The sequence below is a fragment of the Streptomyces sp. NPDC043726 genome (genome assembly GCF_056436565.1).
The window spans coordinates 38393-59744 of sequence record NZ_JBWKCI010000011.1 but is presented as its reverse complement, the minus strand read 5'-3'; the positions used below and the strand labels follow the sequence as shown (position 1 = coordinate 59744).

Here is a 21352-nt window from a genome sequence, read left to right as displayed (position 1 = left end):
ACCGATCGGTGTCTGGCCGGAGCTGTTTCACGGCCCGCCGGTCCCCGTGCCCGGGCCGATTGTCAGTGGTGCCCTCTACGGTTTGTGCATCGATCTTCGTGCATCGGTCTTCGTGCATCGGTCTCGGTGTATCGGTTTCGGTGCACAGGCGGACCGCGAGGGGGAGCTGTGACGACGGTGGAGGCGGCGCGGGTGCCCGCGCCCGCGTGGCGCGGGGGGTTCGGGCGGTTGTGGAGCGCCGCCGTGCTCTCCAGCTTCGGCGACGCCCTGCGTACGGCCGCGCTGCCGCTGCTCGCCGCGACGCTGACGAAGGAGCCGCTGCTCATCGCCGCGGTGACCGCCTGCGGCTATCTGCCCTGGATCGTCTTCGGACTGCTGGGCGGTGCCGTCGCCGACCGCGTGGACCAGCGGCGCGCGATGTGGATGGTGGACGCGCTACGAGGACTGCTCGTCGCGGGCTTCGCCGTGGCCGTCGCGCTCGGGCAGGCGTCGATCGCCCTGCTGATCGTGCTGGCCTTCGCCCTGACCACGCTTCAGACCCTCTTCGACAACGCCTCCACGGCCCTGCTGCCCGCGCTGGTCGACCGCTCCGAGCTGGGCGGCGCCAACGCCCGTCTGATGACCGGGCAGCGCATCGCGGGCGGCCTGCTGGGCGCTCCGGCCGTGCCGCTGCTGCTCGCGGCCGGGGCGGCGGCGCCCTTCGCGGCCGACGCCGTCACCTTCCTGGTGGCCGCCGCCTTGGTCGCCTCGCTGCGGACCGCGCCGGCGGAGCGGGCGCCCAGACCGGCGGGCAGCACCCTGCGCCGGGAGATCGCCGAAGGCCTGCGCGCCCTGTGGCGGGACCGGGCCCTGCGCGGCCTGTGCGCCGCGACCGCTCTGTGCAACATCGGCATGGGCGCCCTCATCGCCACGCTCGTCCTCCTGGTGACGGGCTGGCTGGACGCGGGCACCACCGGATACGCGGTGGCCATGACGGCGTACACCGTCGGCAGTCTCGCCGGGGGACTGGCCGGCGGCGCGCTGGTCGCCCGGGTCGGACGGATACGGGCGGTGCTGCTCGCCGGGAGCGTGCAGACCGGCGCGCTGGTGGTGATGGGCTCGGTGCGTCATCTCGCGGCGCTGGACCTCGCCCTGGCGGTGTTCGGGTTCATGGGGATGGTGTGGAACGTCAACACCACGACCCTGATGCAGCAGCGCAGTCCCGCCGAGCTGCTGGGCCGGGTCAGCTCGGCCTTCCGGACCCTCGGCGTCGCCGGGGCGCCGCTGGGCGCGCTGCTCGGCGGGGCCGTCGCCACCGCCTGGGGGCTGAACAGCCCGGCGCTGCTCGCGGCCGCGTTCTTCGTCCTGTCCGTCACCGCGCTGATACCTGTGCTCAAGGTGGACGTACTTGTTGTTGACCCGCACGACGACGGCACGACGGCTCACGTCACCCGCTGATCAACTAGGTTGGGCACAGCGGGGACAGGTACGAAAGAAGGCTGAAGTCCGAGATGAACCAAGACGGCCGTACCAGGCTCAACCAGACGCCCGAGTGGACCGCACTGGCCAAGCACCGCGAGGAGCTCGGCACGGTCGGGCTGCGCGAGCTGTTCGCCGCGGAGCCGGGCCGCGGCACCGGATACACGCTCCAGGTCGGCGACCTGTACGTCGACTACTCCAAGCACCTCGTCACCGACGAGACGCTGCGCCTGCTGCGCGAGCTGGCCGCCGCCACCGACGTGTTCGGGCTGCGCGACGCCATGTTCCGCGGCGAGAAGATCAACACCACCGAGGACCGGGCGGTGCTGCACACCGCGCTGCGCGCCCCGCGCGAGGCGGTCGTCGAGGTGGACGGCGAGAACGTCGTCCCCGGGGTGCACGCCGTCCTCGACAAGATGAGCGACTTCGCCGACCGCGTCCGCTCCGGCGCCTGGACCGGTCACACCGGCAAGCGGATCAGGAACGTCGTCAACATCGGCATCGGCGGCTCCGACCTCGGCCCCGCCATGGCCTACGAGGTGCTGCGCTCCTTCACCGACCGCGAACTGACGGTCCGCTTCGTGTCCAACGTCGACGGCGCCGACCTGCACGAGGCCACCCGCGACCTGGACGCGGCGGAGACGCTGTTCATCATCGCCTCCAAGACCTTCACCACCATCGAGACGATCACCAACGCCACCTCCGCGCGCAACTGGCTGCTCGGCGAGCTGAGCGCCGGTCAGGAGGCTGTCGCCCAGCACTTCGTGGCGCTGTCGACGAACACCGAGAAGGTGGCGGAGTTCGGCATCGACACCGCCAACATGTTCGAGTTCTGGGACTGGGTCGGCGGGCGCTACTCCTACGACTCGGCGATCGGCCTCTCCCTGATGATCGCCATCGGCCCGGACCGCTTCCGGGAGATGCTCGACGGCTTCCGGCTCGTCGACGAGCACTTCAAGAGCGCCCCCGCCGAGTCCAATGTGCCGCTGCTGCTGGGCCTGCTGGGCATCTGGTACGGCAACTTCCACGACGCCCAGTCGCACGCGGTGCTGCCGTACAGCCACTACCTGTCCAAGTTCACGGCGTACCTCCAGCAGCTGGACATGGAGTCCAACGGCAAGTACGTCGGCCGGGACGGGCTGCCGGTGGAGTGGCAGACCGGGCCGGTCGTCTGGGGGACGCCGGGTACCAACGGGCAGCACGCCTACTACCAGTTGATCCACCAGGGCACCAAGCTGATCCCGGCGGACTTCATCGGCTTCGCCGAGCCGGTCGCCGAGCTGGGCGAGGAACTCAAGGCGCAGCACGACCTGCTGATGGCGAACTTCTTCGCCCAGACGCAGGCGCTGGCCTTCGGCAAGACGCCGGACGAGGTGCGCGCGGAGGGCGTGGCCGAGGAACTGGTCGCCCACAGGACGTTCAAGGGCGACCACCCGACGACCACCATCCTCGCCCGGGAGCTGACCCCGTCGGTGCTCGGCCAGCTCATCGCGCTGTACGAGCACAAGGTGTTCGTGCAGGGCGCCGTGTGGAACATCGACTCCTTCGACCAGTGGGGCGTGGAGCTCGGCAAGGTCCTCGCCAAGCGGGTCGAGCCCGCCCTGACCGAGGGCGCCGAGGTCCCCGGCCTGGACGCCTCCACCGAGGCGCTGGTTGCCAAGTACCGCGAGTTGCGCGGGCGGTGACACAGGGGGGTGCCCCTGCGGGTGCCCCCTTCCCGTAGACTCCCCGGGCGATCAGGGAAACGATCACTCGGGGGAGTGGAAGTTGGCTAATCCACACGGGAGTTGGACCGGCGGCGCGCTGACGGCGCGGGACTTTCTGAAGCCGCACCGCGTGGCGCGGGTGATGTTCCATCCGCAATGGATACCGGCGTCGCTCGACACGTCCGTGGAGACCCTCAAGCGCGTCAGGATCATCGCCGGGGCGGTCGCGGCGGTGGGCGTCTACACCTTCGTCGAGGGCGGGTTCGCCTTCGAGGAGATCATGGAGAACGCGCTGACCGCTTCGGCGGTGCTGTTGGTGCTCACGCCGCTCACGGTCGGGGTGATGCTCTTCCGCTGGCGGCGCGCGGGGAGCTGGCGGCTGGTGCGGCAGCCGCTGATGAACTCGCTGAAGCTGCTGTTGCTGTTCATCGGCTCGGTGGTGGCGACGGTGCTGCTCTTTCGGCTGTCGTCGTCGCTCGGGGGGCTCGCGATCCTGCCCCTCGGTCTCGCGGCGCTGTGGATGACCGGGTTCGTGGGAGCGGGGGCGTTCAGGGTCTCCGGGAACTTCTTCGGGACGGCGGCGGTGCATCGGTGTCTGCCGCCGCTGCTCGCCACGGTGACGACGTGGCTGATGGCCATTCCGGATCTCGTCACCGGCGATCTGCACGGGATGAGTCTGACGATGGGGATCGTCTTCATCCTGGGGGCGCCGGTGACGGTCACGGCCATCGCGTTGCTGGAGATGGGGCGGTTGAAGCGGTACTACGGGATACGGCTGGATGCGCATCCGGCGGCGATGGCTCCGCCTGTGCCGCCCGCTTGTCCGCCGTATGTTCCGCCGCAGGGCAATCCGTACATGGGTTGAGTGTTTGCTGCGGCTGCGTGGGGGCTGGTCGCGCCCCCTACGTGGCTTCAGGCGACGGCGCTCAGAGTGTCCGCCAATTTCCGCCTGGCTGCTCTCGTCGCCGGTACGGCGGCCAGCGCTGCCGAGCCTGCCACCGCTGCCGCGCCGAACAGCAGCAGCAGGGCGGCCGACGGGCCGTGCGCTATGCCCGCTCCGATGCCGCTCGATTCGCCCTGGGCGTCGATCAGCCAGCGGCCCAGCGGTGCGCCGAGAGCCGTGCCCGCCACCACCGCCGCGACCGTCGTGCAGACCGTCGCCGTCACCGTGATGCCGGTGATCTGGCGGGGGGAGAGGCCGATCGCCTTCAGGGCCAGCAGGTCCCGTTCGCCCTCGCGGACCAGGCCGCCGATCGCCGTCAGCAGTTCGATCAGGCCGATCAGGGCCAGCACGGTGATCAGGCCGACCACCACTCCGCGCAGGGGAGAGAGGCCGTCGGCCGGGTTGGGCACCGTGTGAATGTCCAGGTGCCCGTGGCCGGCCTCGGTCAGCCGGGCCGCCACCTCGGAGGCGTTCGCGCCCGGGTCGAGCCGGAGTTCGTAGCGGCTCGGGGTGAGGGCGGGGTCGTTCTCGCGGAGGGTGTCCAGGGACGTGGAGATCGTCCGGCCGGCGTTCTCCGGTTCGATGCTGCGGCCGACGATGTGCAGGATCTGCGGTTGGTCGCCCACGGTCATGCGGACCCAGTCGCCGACCCGCACGTCCAGCAGGTTCAGCAGGCCCTGCCCGGCGACCGCCTCGTCCCGGCCGTTCGCCGGGCGGCCCTCGGCCAGGGCGTACGGGTAGGGGTCCTCGCGGGTGCCCAGGCCGCGCAGGGCGATCGTGGCGGTCTGGCCCGGGACCAGCGCGGCGACCTCGACGCCCGGGTAGACGGCGGCGACCCGCGGGTCGTCCTCCAGCAGCGCGCGGGCGTCCCGGGCGCCGATGCCGGAGTCCGTGTGGACGGTGAGCGCGGTCGGCAGGCCGATCTGTTCGGGTCTGCTCTGGAAGCGGTCGATGGTGGTCCAGGCGCTGAGCGCGACGACGATGAGCAGCAGCGGCAGGGCGAGCCGGGCGACGGTGGCGAGGGTGCGCGGGCGGCGGGCGAACGCGGTGTGCCAGCCCAGCACCAGTGCGGGGGACAGCCGTACGCCCCCAATCCGCGGCACCCCCAGCATCCGCCGGACCGGCCCCGACAGGCCGCCGCCCGCCGTGGCCGTGGGCCGGGGCACCGGCACCGGCGGCACGCGCCCCGCCCGCCAGGCCGCGAGGCCGGTGGTCGCGGCGATGAACAGCACCGCGCAGGCCGGGACGGCGAACAGCGCCACCGCGTGCCCGGGCAACCCCTGCCACACCCCGACCGCGTCGCCGAGGCGCCCCGGGAGCCGGTTGCCCAGGGCCTCCGTGAGCGCGGCGGCGGAGACGGCGCCCAGGAGGGCGTAGGCGAGATGCTGGAGCAGGTAGACGCGGACGACCTGGCCCGGCGTGAAGCCGATGGCCTTGAGGATCGAGATGTCTCGCAGGTGGCCGCGGATGCGGGTGCCGATCGCGCCGTGCACCGCGAGTCCGGCCGCGACCAGGGCGCCCAGGCCGAAGAGGCCGAGGACCTGGCCGAGCAGCCGGTTGTCGCCCTGTTCCTCGGCGCGGGCCTGCTGCCAGGTGGTGACCTCGCTGACCGCGCCGGCGCCGAGCACGGTGACGGCGCGCTGGACGGCGTAGCCGGTGTCCTCGGGGTCGGTCAGGCGCAGGCCGGTGACCTGGCCGGACGGGTCGCGCACGGCGGAGGGCAGGGCCCAGACGAGGCCGGGGCGTCCGCCGGGACGGTAGCGGGGTTCGGCGCTGTCGGCGACGCCGAGGACGGTCAGGGTGCGGGCCGTGCCGGGGAGCGTGAGGGTGTCTCCGGGGGCGGCGAGCAGGGTGTGGGCGAGGCGGGATTCCAGGACGACGCCGTCGGGGGTCGCCGGGTCCAGCCAGTGTCCCGAGGTGAGCAGCGGGCGGCCGACGGCGGGCTGCTCGGGGGTGCCGCGCAGTTCGACGGCGGCGCGGGCGCCACGGGAGGCGAGGGTGGCGGAGGCGGTGGGGTAGGGCCCGGCGACGGAGGTGACGCCGTCCAGCGAGGTCAGCTTCCCGGCGTCGGTGCTCTCGGAGGTGTGCAGCCAGACGTGGGCGCCGCGTGACTGGGTGAAGACGCGCTGCCAGGGGTTGGTGGCGTAGCCGAACAGGGCCGTCGCCAGCAGCAGGGAGACGACGACGCCCGCGGTGGCGAGGACGAGGAACAGCGCCTCACCGCGGTGCGCGCGCAGATCGGACTGCGCCCAGCGCAGGGTCGCTCGCATACGGCTCAGGCCCCCCGGAGATCGTCGTACATCCGCAGGACGGCCCCTGAGCGCGGGTTTTCGCACGCGCCCGTCTCAGTGCCTGAGCGCAGGCTCTCGTACGCGCCCGTCTCAGTGCCTGAGCGCAGGCTCTCGTACGCGCCTGTCCCGGCCCCCGCGCCCCAGCTTCCGTACCCGGCCATCTCAGTCCCTGAGCTCCAGTACGCCCGATATGCCCGAGCGGCGCGGTGGGGCGGTGTCGGTCAGGGTGGCGTCGTCGGCTATGCGGCCGTCGAAGAAGCTGATCACCCGGTCCGCGGCGGAGGCCAGGCGGGCGTCGTGGGTGACCAGCAGGATCGTCTGGCCGCGCTGGTGGAAGCGGGACAGCAGCCGCATCACCTCGCGGGTGCCCTTGCTGTCCAGGCTGCCCGCGGGCTCGTCGGCGAGCAGCAGCGGCGGATGGTTGACCAGGGCCCGGGCCAGCGCGACGCGCTGCTGCTCACCGCCGGACAGCTCGCCCGGCATGCTGCGCTCCTTGCCCGCGAGACCCAGCTCGGCCAGCAGTTCCACGCGCTCGGCGCGGGCCTTCTTCGGCGGGATCCCGGCGAGGAGCGCGGGCAGCTCGACGTTGTCGGCGACGGACAGGTTCGACACCAGGTTGAAGAACTGGAAGACGATGCCGATCCGCTTCCTGCGCTCCACGGCCCAGCGGGCCTCGTTCCAGGTGTCCGTGGGCACGCCGTCCAGCCGGATGCTGCCGCCGTCGGGCCGTTGCAGTCCGCCCAGCAGATGCAGCAGCGTCGACTTCCCGGCGCCGGACGGGCCGGTGATCGCGACGAACTCACCGCCCTGGACGGACAGCTCGACCCCGCGCACGGCATGCGCCGGGGCGCCTTCGCCATGATGCGTCTTGACCAGGCCCTCGGCGTGCAGCACGGGAGCGGGACCGTCGCTCATTCCAGCTCCTCCAGCTCTTCCTGGCAGCGCTCCAGCCAGTCGAGGTCGGCCTGGAGATGCAGCATCGCGCCCTCGATCAGCAGATGGGCGATGCGGTTGTCGCGGTCTTCGGCGGCGGCCAGCTTCGAGAGGTTGCGCATGGTGGTGAGGTACTGGCGCCGCTGTTTGTTGATGAGGGTGATCTGGTCGGCGAGCCCGGTCCGGGGGGCGAGGGCCAGCTTCATGAAGAACTCGTCCCGCACCCGGGGCTCGTCCTCGGTGTCCTCGAACCAGACGCTCAGCGCCTCTCGCCCGGCCTCGGTGAGGTGGTAGACCTTCTTGTTGGGCCGGCTCGACTGCTCGACGTCCTCGCCCTCGATCAGTCCCGTCTTCTCGAGGCGGCCGAGGGTGACATAGATCTGGCCGACGTTCGGCTGAGGGTACGCCGAGCCCAGCAGTTGCTCAAGGTCCTGCTTGAGCTCGTAGCCGTGGGCGGGGCCGCGCGCGAGGAGTGCCAGGAGGGGCAGGCGCACTCGTGCTGTCCTCCTCGGGTCCTCGCCAGGTGCGGGTGGCGTAATGTGCGACAGACCCTAGTATCGCGCATACCTAACAGGTATACATGGCCTCTGACCCGGGCGACGACGCCCGTGCCGGTGTACAGGGAGGAACCTATGCGGTGGATACACGCCGCCGGTAGGGGACTCCTCGTTCTGTTGATCGTCCTGACCGGATACGCGGCCTCGGGGGTCGGAGAGGGGCGGGCGCCGGACCGCGGTCCGCTCACCCTCGCCACCGCCGGTGACCTCACCGGCTATCTCGGCCCCCTGCTGGAGGGCTGGAACCGTACGCATCCCGGCGAGCGGGTCACCCTCGTCGAACTGCCGGACTCCGCGGACGAGACGCACGCCCAGATGGCGACCGACCTGCGGGGCGACGACCGCGGCCGGTTCGACCTCCTCAACATCGACGTCAACTGGACCTCCGAGTTCGCGGCCGCCGGCTGGATACGGCCGCTGCCACGCGACCGCTTCCCGCTGGACTCCTTCCTGCGCCCGGTCGTCGACACGGCGACCTACGACGGTCGGCTGTACGCCGTCCCGTACGTCACCAACGCCGGTCTGCTCCTCTACCGCAAGGACGTCCTCGCCGAGGAGGGCGTCGAACCGCCGCGCACCTGGGCCGAGTTGGAGCACCTGGCGAAGACCGTCGCGCCGAAGCACGGGCTCGACGGATACGCGGGCCAGTTCCTGCCGTACGAGGGGCTGACCGTCAACGCGGCCGAGGCCGTGTACTCGGCGGGCGGTTCCATCCTCGGCGGCGAGGGCGAGCGCGTCACCGTCGACTCGGCCGCCGCGCGCGAGGGCATCGGGTTCCTGGCGCGCGGGGTGCGCGAGGGGTGGATCCCCGAACGGGCGCTGGCCTACAAGGAGGAGGAGTCCAAGCAGGCCTTCCAGGACGGCCGCCTGCTGTTCCTGCGCAACTGGCCCTACGCCTATGCCGTCGCCTCCGCCGAGGGGTCGCCGGTCGCCGGGAGGATAGGCGCGGTGCCGCTGCCGGGCCCGGACGGGCCGGGGACCAGTGTGCTCGGCGGCTCCAACCTGGCGGTCTCCACGCACGCCCGGCACCCCGACTCCGCCGCGCGTCTGATGGCGTACCTGACCAGTGAGCGCGTCCAGCGCCTGGTCCTCACGCGGGGCGCGCTGCCGCCGGTGCGGGCCGATCTCTACGAGGATCCCGGGCTCATCAGGGAGTTCCCCTACCTCCCGACCCTGCGCGAGAGCGTGCTGACGGCCGCCCCGCGCCCCAAGAGCCCGCGCTACGACCAGGTCAGCCTGGTGGTGCAGGCCGTCGTCCGGGACGCGATGACCGGGCGCACGACGCCCGCGGCGGCGGTACGGCGACTGGCACGCGAGCTGGCAGAGGTTTCTCGATAGTTACTTGTTAGGTAACGCGCACATCTCATTCGGGCCCTACGGGGCCCTTTTTCGTTGACACCTCTCCGGGCTCGATACCTAACATGCATACATGTTGAGTAAGTACCGCTGGTGGCGGGACGCGGTGATCTACCAGGTGTACGTCCGCAGCTTCCTGGACAGCACCGGGGACGGCGTCGGCGATCTCGCGGGCGTGCGCGCCGGGTTGCCGTATCTGAAGAAGCTCGGGGTCGACGGGATCTGGCTGAGCCCCTTCTACCCCTCGCCCCAGCACGATCACGGGTACGACGTCGCCGACTACCGCGACGTCGACCCCCTCTTCGGCGACCTCGCCGAGTTCGACCTGCTGATGGCGGCCGCCCGGCGGCTCGGCGTCAAGGTCCTGCTGGACATCGTCCCGAACCACTGCTCCAGCGAGCACCCGGCGTTCCGCGAGGCGCTCGCCGCGGCGCCCGGCAGCGCGGCCCGCGCGCGCTTCCACTTCGCCGACGGCCGGGGGCCCGAGGGCGCCGAGCCGCCCAACAACTGGCACGCCATGTTCGGCGGCCCGGCCTGGAGCCGGGTCGAGGACGGCCAGTGGTACCTGCACATGTTCACGCCCGAGCAGCCCGACTGGAACTGGCGGGACCCGTCGGTCGGCGCCGACTTCGACCGCACGCTCCGCTTCTGGCTCGACCGGGGCGTCGACGGCTTCCGCATCGACGTCGCCGCCGGGCTCTACAAGCACCCGGAGCTGCCCGACTCCGACGACCCGGAGGCCGACGCCCGCACCCGCGACTCGGTCAACCCGCTCGCCTGGAACCAGCCCGAGGTGCACGAGGTGTGGCGCGCGTGGCGCGCGACCTGCGAGGAGTACACCGCACGCGACGGCCGCGAACGGCTCCTCGTCGGCGAGGTCTCCGTGCCGACCGCCCGCGAACACGCCCTCTACGTCCGCCCCGACGAACTCCACCAGGCCTTCTTCTTCGACCTGCTCGGCGCCCCCTGGGCCGCCGACGCCTTCCGCAAGGTCATCTCCGAGGCCATGCAGGACATAGCCGGCACGGGTTCGACGGTCACCTGGGTCCTCAACAACCACGACCAGGTCCGCACGGTCACCCGCTACGGCGAACCCGCCACCGAGGGCAGTGGCCTCGGCGCCGCCCGCGCCCGTGCCGCCGCGCTGCTGATGCTGGCGCTGCCCGGGGCCGCGTACATCTACCAGGGCGAGGAGCTGGGGCTGGCCGAGGTCGTGGACCTCCCCGACGACGTGCTCACCGACCCGATCTTCCGGCGCACCGGCAGCCGGGCCCGGATCCGGGACGGCTGCCGGGTGCCGCTGCCCTGGTCGGGGCAGGCCTCGCCGTTCGGCTTCACCTCCGGGGTCGAGGGCGCCAAGCCCTGGCTGCCGCAGCCGGACTGGTTCGCCGAGCACGCCACCGACCGGGCCCTCGCCGACACCCGCTCCTTCTGGCACCTGTACCGCGACGGCCTCCAACTACGCGCCTCGCTGCCCCAGTTGGGCGAGGGCGAGCTGCGCTGGCTGGACAGCACGCCCGACGTCCTCGCCTTCACCCGCGGCGACGGCCTCGTCTGCGCCGTGAACTTCGGTACGGCACCGGCGCCCGCGCCGGTCGCCGGTGCCCCGCTCCTCTCCAGCGGCCCCTGTCCGGCCGGGGTACTGCCCGGCGCGACGGCCGCCTGGTGGCTCTGAACCTCCGTCAATTCCCCACCTCTGAAGGGACATCAACGATGATGCGACGACGCTCCACCCTGCTCATGAGCTGCACCGCCCTCGCCCTCGCGCTCGGCGCCACCGCCTGCGGCGGCGGCCCGGTCTCGGCCGGCGGCGGCGACCAGGCGCTCGGCGGCCAGACGGTCACCGTGGCCGGAGTCTGGTCCGGCAGCGAACAGAAGAACTTCCAGAAGGTGCTGGACGCCTTCACCGAGAAGACCGGCGCCAAGACGCAGTTCGTCTCCACCGGCGACAACGTCTCCACCGTCGTCAGCAGCAAGATCGAGGGCGGCAACGCCCCCGACGTCGTCATGGTCCCTCAGGTCGGCGTGCTCAAGCAGTTCGCCGAACAGGGCTGGCTCAAGCCGCTGTCCAAGACCACCGAGGAGTCCGTCGACGCCGACTTCGCCGAGGTCTGGAAGACGTACGGCAGCGTCGACGGCACCTTCTACGGCCTCTACTTCAAGGCCGCCCACAAGTCGACCGTCTGGTACAGCCCCGAGGCGCTCGAACAGGCCGGGGTGGAGCCGCCGCGCACCTTCGACGCGATGCTGAAGGCCGGCCGGACGGTCTCCGACTCCGGGCTCGCCGCCTTCTCCGTGGCCGGACAGGACGGCTGGACGCTCACCGACTGGTTCGAGAACGTCTATCTCTCCCAGGCCGGACCCGAGAAGTACGACGCCCTCGCCGCGCACGAGCTGAAGTGGACCGACGCCAGCGTCGTCGAGGCGCTCACCACGCTCGGCACGCTCTTCGAGGACGAGCAGCTCATAGCGGGCGGCCGGGACGGCGCCCTGAACACCGACTTCCCCGGCTCGGTGGAGAAGGTCTTCGGGCCCGAGGCGGAGGCCGGCATGGTCTACGAGGGGGACTTCGTGGCCGGGGTCGCCAAGGACCAGTTCGGCCGGTCGATCGGCGACGACGCCAACTTCTTCCCCTTCCCGGCGGTCGACGGCGGCACCGCGCCCGTCGTCAGCGGTGGTGACGCCGCCGTCGTACTGAAGGACGGGAAGAACCAGAAGGCCGCGCAGGCGCTCGTGGAGTTCCTGGCGACGCCGGAGGCCGCCGCGGTGTGGGCCGAGGCGGGCGGGTTCCTGTCCCCGAACAAGAAGGTCGACCCCGCCGCCTACAGCGACGGCGTCACCCGCGCCACCGCCAAGTCCCTGATCGCCGCCGGGGATTCGGTCCGCTTCGACATGTCCGACCAGGCGCCCGCGGCCTTCGGCGGCACCAAGGGCACCGGCGAGTGGAAGATCCTCCAGGACTTCCTGCGCGACCCCGCCGACCCGAAGGCGACCGCGGCGAAGCTGGAGGCCGCCGCGGCCAAGGCGTACAAGGGCTGACGCGCCATGACCGCGACCCTCGTGAAGGAGACGAGCCCCCCGCCGCCCGTGCCGCTGCCCGAGCGGGCCCGGCGCATGCGGCGGCGCGGGCGGCTCGTCGCCCTCCTCTTCGTCCTCCCCGCGCTGCTGCTGCTCGGCGCGCTCGTCGTCTACCCGGTGCTGTTCTCCGTCGGCCGCAGCTTCTTCGACGCCTCCGGCACCCGGTTCGTCGGCGGCGAGAACTACTCCGAGATGTTCCGCGACCCGGCCACCCTCAAGGCCGTTCGCAACACCGCGATCTGGGTGGTGGTGGCCCCGGCCCTGCTGACCGGGCTCGGCCTGATCCTGGCCGTGCTGGTGGAGAAGGTCCGCTGGGCCACCGCGTTCAAGCTGCTGCTGTTCATGCCGATGGCGGTGTCCTTCCTCGCCGCGGGCATCATCTTCCGGCTCGCCTACGACGAGGACCCGGACAAGGGCGTCCTGAACGCGGCCGCGGTCGCGGTGCACGACGCCGTCAAGGGCACCTCGGCGTACCCCACCGCCCGGGCCCGTGACGGCCAGGGGCTCGGCAAGGAGCCGGACGGCTCGTACCGGACCAGCGCGAGCGCCTCGCCGGGTGACTCCGTGGCGCTCGGCCTGGTCGGCGTCCCGGCCAAGGAACTGCCCGCGGATGCCGGACCCGCCTACCCGGCCGCCGCCCGCGAGGCCGCCCCCGGTGAACTGCGCGGAGTCGTCTACCTGGACTTCACCCCCGGTGGGGGAGGGGAGCAGGGCAAGGTCGACCGGCGCGAGAGCGGACTGCCGGAGATCACGGTGGAGGCGGTGCGCGACGGGCGTACGGCGGCCACCACGACCACGGCCGCCGACGGCTCCTTCAGCTTCCGCGACCTGGACGAAGGCGCCTACGGCCTACGGCTGCCCGCGTCGAACTTCGCCGCGCCCTACGAGGGGATCTCGTGGCTCGGGCCGGTGCTGGTGACGCCGGCGATCATCGGGGCCTACCTGTGGATCTGGACCGGGTTCGCGATGGTGCTGATCGGCGCCGGGCTCGCCACCCTGCCGCGGGACGCGCTGGAGGCGGCGCGGATGGACGGCGCGAACGAGTGGCAGATCTTCCGGAAGATCACGGTGCCGCTGCTGGCGCCGGTGCTGACGGTGGTGTTCGTGACGCTCGTGATCAACGTGATGAAGGTCTTCGACCTCGTCTACATCATCGCGCCGGGTCCGGTGCAGGAGGACGCCACCGTGCTCGCGACCCAGATGTGGCTCGTGTCGTTCGGCGGCGGCAACAACCAGGGGCTCGGCAGCGCGCTAGGGGTCCTGCTCCTGCTGCTGGTCATCCCGGCGATGGTCTTCAACGTCCGGCGTTTCAAGAGGAGTCAGCGATGAAGGCCGTCAGGCGTCAATTGGGCAACGGGTTCGTGCAGGCGTTCCTCGTCGTCGTCGGGCTGGTGTGGCTGACGCCGCTGGCCGGACTGCTCATGTCCTCGCTGCGGTCGGCCGAGGACACCGCGCGGGGCGGCTGGTGGACGGTGTTCACCAGCCCAGGCCAGCTGTCGTTCGACAACTACTCGGCGCTGCTGCAGAACGCGGGGATCACCCAGGCGTTCTGGAACACGGTGCTGATCTCGGTACCGACGACCGTGCTGGTCGTCGTCCTGGCGGCGCTGGCCGGATACGCCTTCGCCTGGCTGGAGTTCCCCGGCCGGGACGCGATCTTCCTGGTCGTCGTGGCGCTGCTGGTGGTCCCGATCCAGGTCGGGCTGCTCCCGGTGGCCAAACTCTTCGGCCAGCTGGGGCTGTTCGGCACGATCCCGGGCGTGGTGCTGTTCCACGTCGCGTACGGACTGCCGTTCGCGGTGTTCCTGCTGCGCAACTACTTCGCCGAACTGCCGAAGGAGATGCTGGAGGCGGCACGGATGGACGGCGGCGGGGAGTGGCGGATCTTCACCCGGCTGATCCTGCCGGTGGGCCGCCCCGCGATCGCGTCGCTGGCCATCTTCCAGTTCCTCTGGGTCTGGAACGACATGCTGGTCGCCCTCCTCTTCGCGGACAGCACGTCCCAGCCCCTGACCGTGGAACTCCAGTCCCAGATACGACAGTTCGGCAGCAACATCGACGTCCTGGCGCCCGGCGCCTTCGTCTCCCTCATCGTGCCGGTGGCCGTCTTCTTCGCCTTCCAGCGGCACTTCGTGCAGGGGGTGATGGCGGGGTCGGTCAAGTAGGGGCGGAACAAGCGCGGGGCTTCACTGGATCCACGGGGGATCCAGTGAAGCCCGAAGGCGTTACGCCGACGCCGGCGGATACAGCGAGCGGGGCAGTTGGGAGGCCGCCGCCGCGTCCAGGAGCCACAGGGTGCGCTGTCGGCCCCGGGCGCCCGCCGCCGGGGCCTGGATCTCGCCCGCGCCGGACAGGGCGATGGCCGCCGCCTGGGCCTTGTCCTCGCCCGCGGCCAGGAGCCAGACCTCCCTGGCCGCCCGGATCGCCGGGAGGGTCAGGGTGATCCGGGTGGGCGGCGGCTTGGGGGCGCCGTGGACGCCCACCACCGTCCGTTCCGTCTCGCGTACCGCCGGCAACTCCGGGAAGAGGGACGCCACATGGGTGTCCGGGCCGACGCCCAGCATCAGGACGTCGAAGGTCGGCACCGCGCCGTGGTTCTCGGGGCCGGCCGCGAGGGCCAGCTCCTCGGCGTAGGCGGCAGCGGCCGCGTCCGCGTCGGCGCCGAGCGGGCCGTCCGACGCGGGCATGGCGTGCACCCGCTTGGGGTCCAGGGGCACCGCGTCCAGCAGGGCCTCGCGGGCCTGCGTGACATTGCGCTCCGGGTCACCCTCGGGCAGGAACCGCTCGTCGCCCCACCACAAATCCAGGCGCCCCCAGTCGACGGCGTCCCGGGCCGGTGCGGCGGCCAGCGCGGCCAGCAGGCCGTTGCCGTTGCGGCCGCCGGTGAGGACCACGGACGCGGCGCCCCGGGAGGCCTGCGCGTCCACGATCTTCGTGATCAGCCGGGCCGCCGCGGCCTGCGCCATCAGCTCCTTGTCCCGGTGGACGACCAGCTGCGGAGTGCTCACTTGGCCGCCGCCTTCTTCGCCGGGGCCTTTTTGGCGGCCTTCTTCGCTGGGGCCTTGGCGGCCTCCTCGACCGGAGTCGCCACGGCGACGGCCTCCTCCTCGGCCGCCGGCTCCTCGACGACCGGGTTCAGCCGCTCCACGCCGAACCGCAGCGCCGAGGCGTAGGTGTCGTCCGGGTCGAGGCGGCGCAGTTCCTCCGCGATCAGCTCGGCCGTCTCGCGGCGCTTGAGCGCCACCGCGCGGTCGGGCTGGCCCTCGATGGACAGGGTCGCCAGCGATCCGTCCGCCCGGTCCAGGACGATCGGGCCGCAGTCGGTGGTCATCCGTACCGCCGTCAGACCGGGGCCCGACGACAGCGACCGCTTCACGGGGACGTCGAGCCGGTCCGCGAGCCACATCGCCAGCAGCTCACAGCTCGGGTTGAACTCCTCGCCCTCCACCTCGACGCCCCGCACCTCGCAGACCACCTGGTCCAGAGCCGCCGCCAGCATCGAGCGCCACGGCGTGATCCGGGTCCAGGACAGGTCCGTGTCGCCGGGGGTGTAGGTGTCGGCGCGGGCCGACAGCTCCCGTACCGGCTGCTCGGCGGCGTAGGTGTCCGTCACCCGGCGCTGGGCGAGGGCGCCCAGCGGGTCGCTCGCCGGGTCCAGCGGCGCGTTCACCGGCCACCAGACCACGACCGGCGCGTCCGGCAGCAGCAGCGGGAGGACGACCGACTGGGCGTGGTCGACGACATCGCCGTACAGCCGCAGCACGATCGTCTCGCCCGTGCCCGCGTCCGCGCCCACCCGCACCTCGGCGTCGAGGCGGGACTTCGTGCGGTCGCGGGGGGAGCGCGAGACGCGCTTGATGACCACGAGCGTGCGCGAGGGGTGCTCGCGCGAGGCGTCGTTCGCGGCCTTGAGCGCGTCGTACGCGTTCTCCTCGTCCGTCACGATGACCAGCGTGAGCACCATGCCCACGGCAGGGGTGCCGATCGCCCGGCGCCCCTGGACGAGGGCCTTGTTTATCTTGCTGGCCGTGGTGTCCGTGAGGTCTGTCTTCATGGCCGGCGCCAGCTCCGTCCGTCTCGCTCGAGCATGTCGTCCGCCTCGACGGGACCCCAGGTACCGGCCGGGTACTGCGCCGGTGTGCCGTGCTTGTCCCAGTACACCTCGATCGGGTCGAGGATCTTCCAGGACAGCTCGACCTCCTCGGTGCGCGGGAAGAGGTTCGAGTCGCCGAGCAGGACGTCCAGGATGAGGCGCTCGTACGCCTCCGGGCTGGACTCCGTGAAGGACTCGCCGTAGGCGAAGTCCATGGACACGTCCCGGATCTCCATGGAGGTGCCGGGCACCTTGGAGCCGAAGCGGACCGTGACGCCCTCGTCCGGCTGGACGCGGATCACGATCGCGTTCTTGCCCAGCTCCTCCGTCGCCGTGTGGTCGAAGGGGGAGTGCGGCGCCCGCTGCAGGACCACCGCGATCTCGGTGACCCGGCGGCCGAGCCGCTTTCCGGTACGCAGGTAGAAGGGGACGCCCGCCCAGCGGCGGTTGTCCACCGACAGCTTGATCGCGGCGTAGGTGTCGGTCTTCGACTGGGGGTCGATGCCCTCCTCCTGGAGGTAGCCGACCGCCTTCTCGCCGCCCTGCCAGCCGGCCGCGTACTGCGCGAACACGGTGTCCCGGCCCAGGTCCTTCGGCAGCCGTACGGCACCGAGCACCTTGGTCTTCTCCGCGGCCAGCGCGTCCGCGTCGAAGGAGGCGGGTTCCTCCATGGCCGTCAGCGCCATCAGCTGGAGGAGGTGGTTCTGGATGACGTCACGGGCGGCGCCGATGCCGTCGTAGTAGCCGGCCCGGCCGCCGATGCCGATGTCCTCGGCCATCGTGATCTGGACGTGGTCCACGAAGGACCGGTTCCAGATCGGTTCGAACATCGTGTTGGCGAAGCGCAGCGCCAGGATGTTCTGGACGGTCTCCTTGCCCAGGTAGTGGTCGATGCGGAAGACCTGGTCCGGGGCGAAGACCTCGTGCACGACCTTGTTGAGCTCCTCGGCCGACTTCAGGTCGTGGCCGAAGGGCTTCTCGATGACCGCGCGCCGCCAGGAGCCGCCCGTCTGGTCGGCGAGGCCGTGCTTCTTCAGCTGCTGGATGACCACCGGGAAGGAGCGCGGCGGCACGGACAGGTAGAAGGCGAAGTTGCCGCCCGTGCCCTGTGCCTTGTCCAGCTCCTCGATGGTGTCGCGCAGCCGCTCGAAGGCCTCGTCGTCGTCGAAGGTGCCCTGGACGAACCGCATGCCCTGGATGAGCTGGTGCCAGACCTCCTCGCGGAAGGGGGTCCGGGCGTGCTCCTTGACCGCGTCGTGGACCTCTTGCGCGAAGTCCTCGTTCTGCCACTCACGCCGGGCGAAGCCGACCAGCGAGAAACCCGGCGGCAGCAGACCCCGGTTCGCGAGGTCGTACACGGCGGGCATGAGCTTCTTTCGTGACAAATCGCCCGTGACGCCGAAGATGACCAGGCCCGACGGCCCCGCGATACGCGGGAGCCGTCGGTCGGCGGGGTCACGCAGCGGATTGCTGCTCGACAAGGTTTAGCCCTCCGAGGGTGCGAGGCGCTCCAGCTCCGCCTCGGTCGACTTGAGCAGGTCGTTCCAGGACGCCTCGAACTTCTCGACGCCCTCTTCCTCCAGCAGCTGTACGACGTCGTCGTACGAGATGCCGAGCTTCTCGACGGCGTCGAGCTCGGCGCGCGCCTGCTCGTAGGTGCCGGCGACGGCGTTGCCGCGGATCTCGCCACCCTCCTCGGTGGCCTGCAGGGTGGCCTCCGGCATGGTGTTCACCGTGTTCGGCGCGACCAGCTCGTCGACGTACAGGGTCGGCTTGTAGGCCGGGTCCTTCACGCCGGTGGAGGCCCACAGCGGACGCTGCTTGTTGGCGCCCGCCTTCTCCAGCGCGGCCCAGCGGTCGGTGCCGAAGACCTCCTCGTACGCCTGGTAGGCGAGGCGGGCGTTGGCGACGCCGGCCTTGCCGCGGGCGGCCTTGGCCTCGTCGGTGCCGAGCGCGTCGATCCGCTTGTCGATCTCGGTGTCCACCCGGGACACGAAGAAGGACGCCACGGAGTGGATCAGAGAGAGGTCGAGGCCCTTCTCCTTGGCCTTCTCCAGGCCCGCCTGGTAGGCGTCCATGACCTCGCGGTAGCGCTCGAGGGAGAAGATCAGCGTGACGTTGACGCTGATGCCGTTGCCGATCACCTCGGTGATGGCCGGCAGGCCCGCCTTGGTGGCCGGGATCTTGATCAGCGTGTTGGGACGGTCGACCAGCCAGGCCAGCTGCTTGGCCTCGGCGACGGTCGCCTTGGTGTTGTGGGCCAGGCGCGGGTCGACCTCGATCGACACGCGGCCGTCCTGGCCGCCGGTGGCCTCGAAGACCGGGTGCAGGATGTCGGCGGCGTCGCGGACGTCCGCCGTGGTGATCATGCGGACCGCCTCTTCGACGGTGACCTTGCGGGCGGCGAGGTCGGAGAGCTGCTGCTCGTAACCGTCGCCCGACGAGATCGCCTTCTGGAAGATGGTCGGGTTGGTGGTGACGCCCACGACGTGCTGCTGGTCGATCAGCTCGGCGAGGTTGCCGGACGTGATCCGCTTGCGCGACAGGTCGTCCAGCCAGATCGCGACGCCTTCCTCGGAGAGGCGCTTGAGTGCGTCTGTCATGGAATTACATCTCCTACGTGTCGTATGTGAGCGTCAGCGCTGGGCGGCGGCGAGGGATTCCCGCGCCTTCGCGGCCACGTTCTCCGCGGTGAAGCCGTACTCCTGGAAAAGCACCTTGCCGTCGGCCGAAGCGCCGAAGTGCTCCAGCGAAACGATGCGGCCGGCGTCCCCGACGTACTTGTGCCAGGTGAGCCCGATGCCCGCCTCCACGGCGACGCGCGCCTTGACCGCGGGCGGCAGGACGCTGTCCCGGTACCCCTGGTCCTGCTCCTCGAACCACTCCACCGACGGCATGGACACGACGCGCGTGGGCACCCCGTCCGCCTCGAGCTGCTCGCGGGCGGCGACGGCGACGTGCACCTCGGAACCGGTGGCGATCAGGATCACCTCGGGGGAGCCGCCCGACGCCTCGAAGAGGACGTAACCGCCCTTGGCGGCGTCCTCGTTGGGCTCGTACGTCGGCACGCCCTGACGGGTCAGCGCCAGGCCGTGCGGCTGACCCTTGCCGAAGACCTTCGTGTACCGCTTGAGGATCTCTCGCCAGGCGATGGCGGTCTCGTTGGCGTCCGCCGGGCGGACCACGTTCAGACCCGGGATGGCGCGCAGCGAGGCGAGGTGCTCGACCGGCTGGTGCGTCGGGCCGTCCTCACCCAGACCGATGGAGTCGTGCGTCCACACGTACGTCACCGGCAGGTGCATCAGCGCCGACAGACGGACGGCGTTGCGCATGTAGTCGGAGAACACCAGGAAGGTGCCGCCGTAGACGCGGGTGTTGCCGTGCAGCGTGATGCCGTTCATCTCCGCGGCCATGGAGTGCTCGCGGATGCCGAAGTGGATCGTGCGGCCGTACGGGTTCGCCTCGGGCAGCGGGTTCTCCGCCGGGAGGAACGAGGAGGTCTTGTCGATCGTCGTGTTGTTGGAGCCGGCGAGGTCGGCCGAGCCGCCCCACAGCTCCGGGACGACCGGGCCGAGCGCCTGGAGCACCTTGCCGGACGCGGCACGGGTGGCGACACCCTTGCCGGGCTCGAACACCGGGATCGCCGACTCCCAGCCCGCGGGCAGCTCGCCCTTGCTGATGCGGTCGAACTCGGCGGCGCGCTCCGGGTTGTTGTTGCGCCACTCCTGGAAGGACTTCTCCCACTCCGCCTTGGCCTGACGGCCGCGCTCCAGCGCCTGGCGGGTGTGGGCGATGACCTCGTCGGCGACCTCGAAGCTCTGCTCCGGGTCGAAGCCGAGGACGCGCTTGGTGGCCGCGACCTCGTCGTCGCCGAGCGCCGAGCCGTGCGCGGCCTCGGTGTTCTGGGCGTTCGGGGCCGGCCAGGCGATGATCGAGCGCATCGCGATGAACGACGGCTTGTCCGTGACGGCCTTGGCCTTCTGGATCGCCTCGTAGAGGGCGGCCGGGTCGAGGTCGCCGTTGGCCTGGGGCTCGACGCGCTGCACATGCCAGCCGTACGCCTCGTACCGCTTGGTGACCTCTTCGGAGACGGCCGTCTCGGTGTCGCCCTCGATCGAGATGTGGTTGTCGTCCCACAGCAGGAGCAGGTTGCCGAGCTTCTGGTGGCCCGCCAGGGAGGAGGCCTCGGCGGAGATGCCCTCCTGGAGGCAGCCGTCACCGGCGATGCAGAAGACGTGGTGGTCGAACGGCGACTCGCCCGCGGGAGCCTCCGGGTCGAACAGACCGCGCTCGTAGCGGGCGGCCATCGCCATGCCCACCGCGTTGGCGACACCCTGGCCGAGCGGGCCCGTGGTGGTCTCCACGCCCGTGGTGTGGCCGTACTCCGGGTGACCGGGGGTCTTCGAGCCCCAGGTGCGGAACGACTTCAGGTCGTCCAGCTCCAGGCCGAAGCCGGCCAGGTACAGCTGGGTGTAGAGGGTCAGGGACGAGTGGCCCGCGGACAGCACGAAGCGGTCCCGGGCGACCCAGTCGGCATCGGCCGGGTCGTGCCGCATCACCTTCTGGAAGAGGGTGTACGCGGCGGGCGCAAGGCTCATCGCCGTACCGGGATGGCCGTTGCCGACCTTCTGTACGGCGTCGGCGGCCAGGACGCGGGCGGTGTCCACGGCCCGCTGGTCCAGTTCGGTCCACTCGAGGTCTGTGGTGGTCGGCTTGGTGCTCACCCTGGGTCAGGGCTCCTCTCCACATGTCACGCATGTCGAATCGCCGGTGCACGGAGCGCCCCGGCCGTTGTCGAGCCTACCCCCGTATGTACGTGCGTTTTTTCGAGTCATTCCAGACTGCCGGGAGTCGTCGGGATCCGCCTCCCGACTGGTCCGTACCGCGCTCGGCAAGTGAATACGAAGCCGCTCGAACGAGTGCTCAATCGAGTGTCG

16 protein-coding genes are annotated in these 21352 nt (G+C 71.2%); 8 read left to right on the top strand and 8 right to left on the bottom strand.

Going from position 1 to position 21352, the window contains the following annotated elements:
* Window positions 1-168: 168 nt before the first annotated feature.
* The 3 genes from AC068Z_RS29710 (at window position 169) to AC068Z_RS29700 (ending at window position 4029) form a co-directional block, all read left to right on the top strand.
* Complete coding sequence (locus tag AC068Z_RS29710; RefSeq protein WP_478562258.1) at window positions 169-1437, top strand: MFS transporter; 1269 nt, start codon at window positions 169-171, stop codon at window positions 1435-1437.
* A gap of 53 nt (window positions 1438-1490) precedes the next feature.
* Window positions 1491-3143, top strand: coding sequence for a glucose-6-phosphate isomerase (gene pgi, locus AC068Z_RS29705; RefSeq protein WP_478562255.1), 1653 nt, complete (start codon window positions 1491-1493; stop codon window positions 3141-3143).
* 82 nt (window positions 3144-3225) lie between these two features.
* The gene (locus tag AC068Z_RS29700; RefSeq protein ID WP_478562253.1) at window positions 3226-4029 is read left to right on the top strand and encodes a hypothetical protein; all 804 of its coding nucleotides are present in this window, start codon (window positions 3226-3228) and stop codon (window positions 4027-4029) included.
* Between the two features lie 47 nt (window positions 4030-4076).
* Here the strand turns inward: AC068Z_RS29700 and AC068Z_RS29695 are convergent, their stop codons facing one another.
* The 3 genes from AC068Z_RS29695 to AC068Z_RS29685 form a co-directional block, all read right to left on the bottom strand.
* Window positions 4077-6377 (bottom strand): ABC transporter permease, encoded by a 2301-nt coding sequence (locus AC068Z_RS29695; protein WP_478562250.1) that lies wholly within the window; start codon window positions 6375-6377, stop codon window positions 4077-4079.
* Window positions 6378-6560: 183 nt separating this feature from the next.
* Window positions 6561-7313 (bottom strand): ABC transporter ATP-binding protein, encoded by a 753-nt coding sequence (locus AC068Z_RS29690; protein WP_478562247.1) that lies wholly within the window; start codon window positions 7311-7313, stop codon window positions 6561-6563.
* Window positions 7310-7825, bottom strand: coding sequence for a PadR family transcriptional regulator (locus AC068Z_RS29685; RefSeq protein WP_451724824.1), 516 nt, complete (start codon window positions 7823-7825; stop codon window positions 7310-7312). Before AC068Z_RS29685 ends, AC068Z_RS29690 begins: the two co-directional genes overlap by 4 nt.
* 138 nt (window positions 7826-7963) lie before the next feature.
* Here AC068Z_RS29685 and AC068Z_RS29680 point away from each other — a divergent pair, with 138 nt between their 5' ends.
* The 5 genes from AC068Z_RS29680 (at window position 7964) to AC068Z_RS29660 (ending at window position 14487) form a co-directional block, all read left to right on the top strand.
* On the top strand, window positions 7964-9226 hold the full coding sequence (locus AC068Z_RS29680; RefSeq protein WP_478562243.1) for an ABC transporter substrate-binding protein: 1263 nt from the start codon (window positions 7964-7966) through the stop codon (window positions 9224-9226).
* Between the two features lie 91 nt (window positions 9227-9317).
* Window positions 9318-10919, top strand: coding sequence for a glycoside hydrolase family 13 protein (locus AC068Z_RS29675; protein WP_478562240.1), 1602 nt, complete (start codon window positions 9318-9320; stop codon window positions 10917-10919).
* Between the two features lie 38 nt (window positions 10920-10957).
* Window positions 10958-12283 (top strand): ABC transporter substrate-binding protein, encoded by a 1326-nt coding sequence (locus tag AC068Z_RS29670; RefSeq protein WP_478562237.1) that lies wholly within the window; start codon window positions 10958-10960, stop codon window positions 12281-12283.
* A gap of 6 nt (window positions 12284-12289) precedes the next feature.
* The gene (locus AC068Z_RS29665; protein WP_478562234.1) at window positions 12290-13651 is read left to right on the top strand and encodes a carbohydrate ABC transporter permease; all 1362 of its coding nucleotides are present in this window, start codon (window positions 12290-12292) and stop codon (window positions 13649-13651) included.
* Window positions 13648-14487: a carbohydrate ABC transporter permease gene (locus AC068Z_RS29660; protein ID WP_478562231.1), complete on the top strand. Its 840-nt coding sequence runs from the start codon at window positions 13648-13650 to the stop codon at window positions 14485-14487. The genes AC068Z_RS29665 and AC068Z_RS29660 overlap by 4 nt, the downstream gene beginning before the upstream one ends.
* Before the next feature lie 60 nt (window positions 14488-14547).
* On the opposite strand, the gene pgl is transcribed toward AC068Z_RS29660, so the two are convergent.
* From pgl to tkt, 5 genes are read right to left on the bottom strand one after another with little or no spacing between them, the layout of a single operon-like run.
* Complete coding sequence (pgl, locus tag AC068Z_RS29655) at window positions 14548-15330, bottom strand: 6-phosphogluconolactonase (protein WP_478562228.1); 783 nt, start codon at window positions 15328-15330, stop codon at window positions 14548-14550.
* Window positions 15327-16376: a glucose-6-phosphate dehydrogenase assembly protein OpcA gene (gene opcA, locus AC068Z_RS29650; protein WP_478562225.1), complete on the bottom strand. Its 1050-nt coding sequence runs from the start codon at window positions 16374-16376 to the stop codon at window positions 15327-15329. Before opcA ends, pgl begins: the two co-directional genes overlap by 4 nt.
* The gene (gene zwf, locus AC068Z_RS29645; protein ID WP_478562222.1) at window positions 16373-17896 is read right to left on the bottom strand and encodes a glucose-6-phosphate dehydrogenase; all 1524 of its coding nucleotides are present in this window, start codon (window positions 17894-17896) and stop codon (window positions 16373-16375) included. Before zwf ends, opcA begins: the two co-directional genes overlap by 4 nt.
* Before the next feature lie 3 nt (window positions 17897-17899).
* A complete protein-coding gene (tal, locus tag AC068Z_RS29640; RefSeq protein ID WP_478562219.1) occupies window positions 17900-19018 on the bottom strand; it encodes a transaldolase in 1119 nt (372 codons plus the stop codon).
* A gap of 33 nt (window positions 19019-19051) precedes the next feature.
* Complete coding sequence (gene tkt / locus AC068Z_RS29635; protein WP_478562216.1) at window positions 19052-21139, bottom strand: transketolase; 2088 nt, start codon at window positions 21137-21139, stop codon at window positions 19052-19054.
* Window positions 21140-21352: the final 213 nt, after the last annotated feature.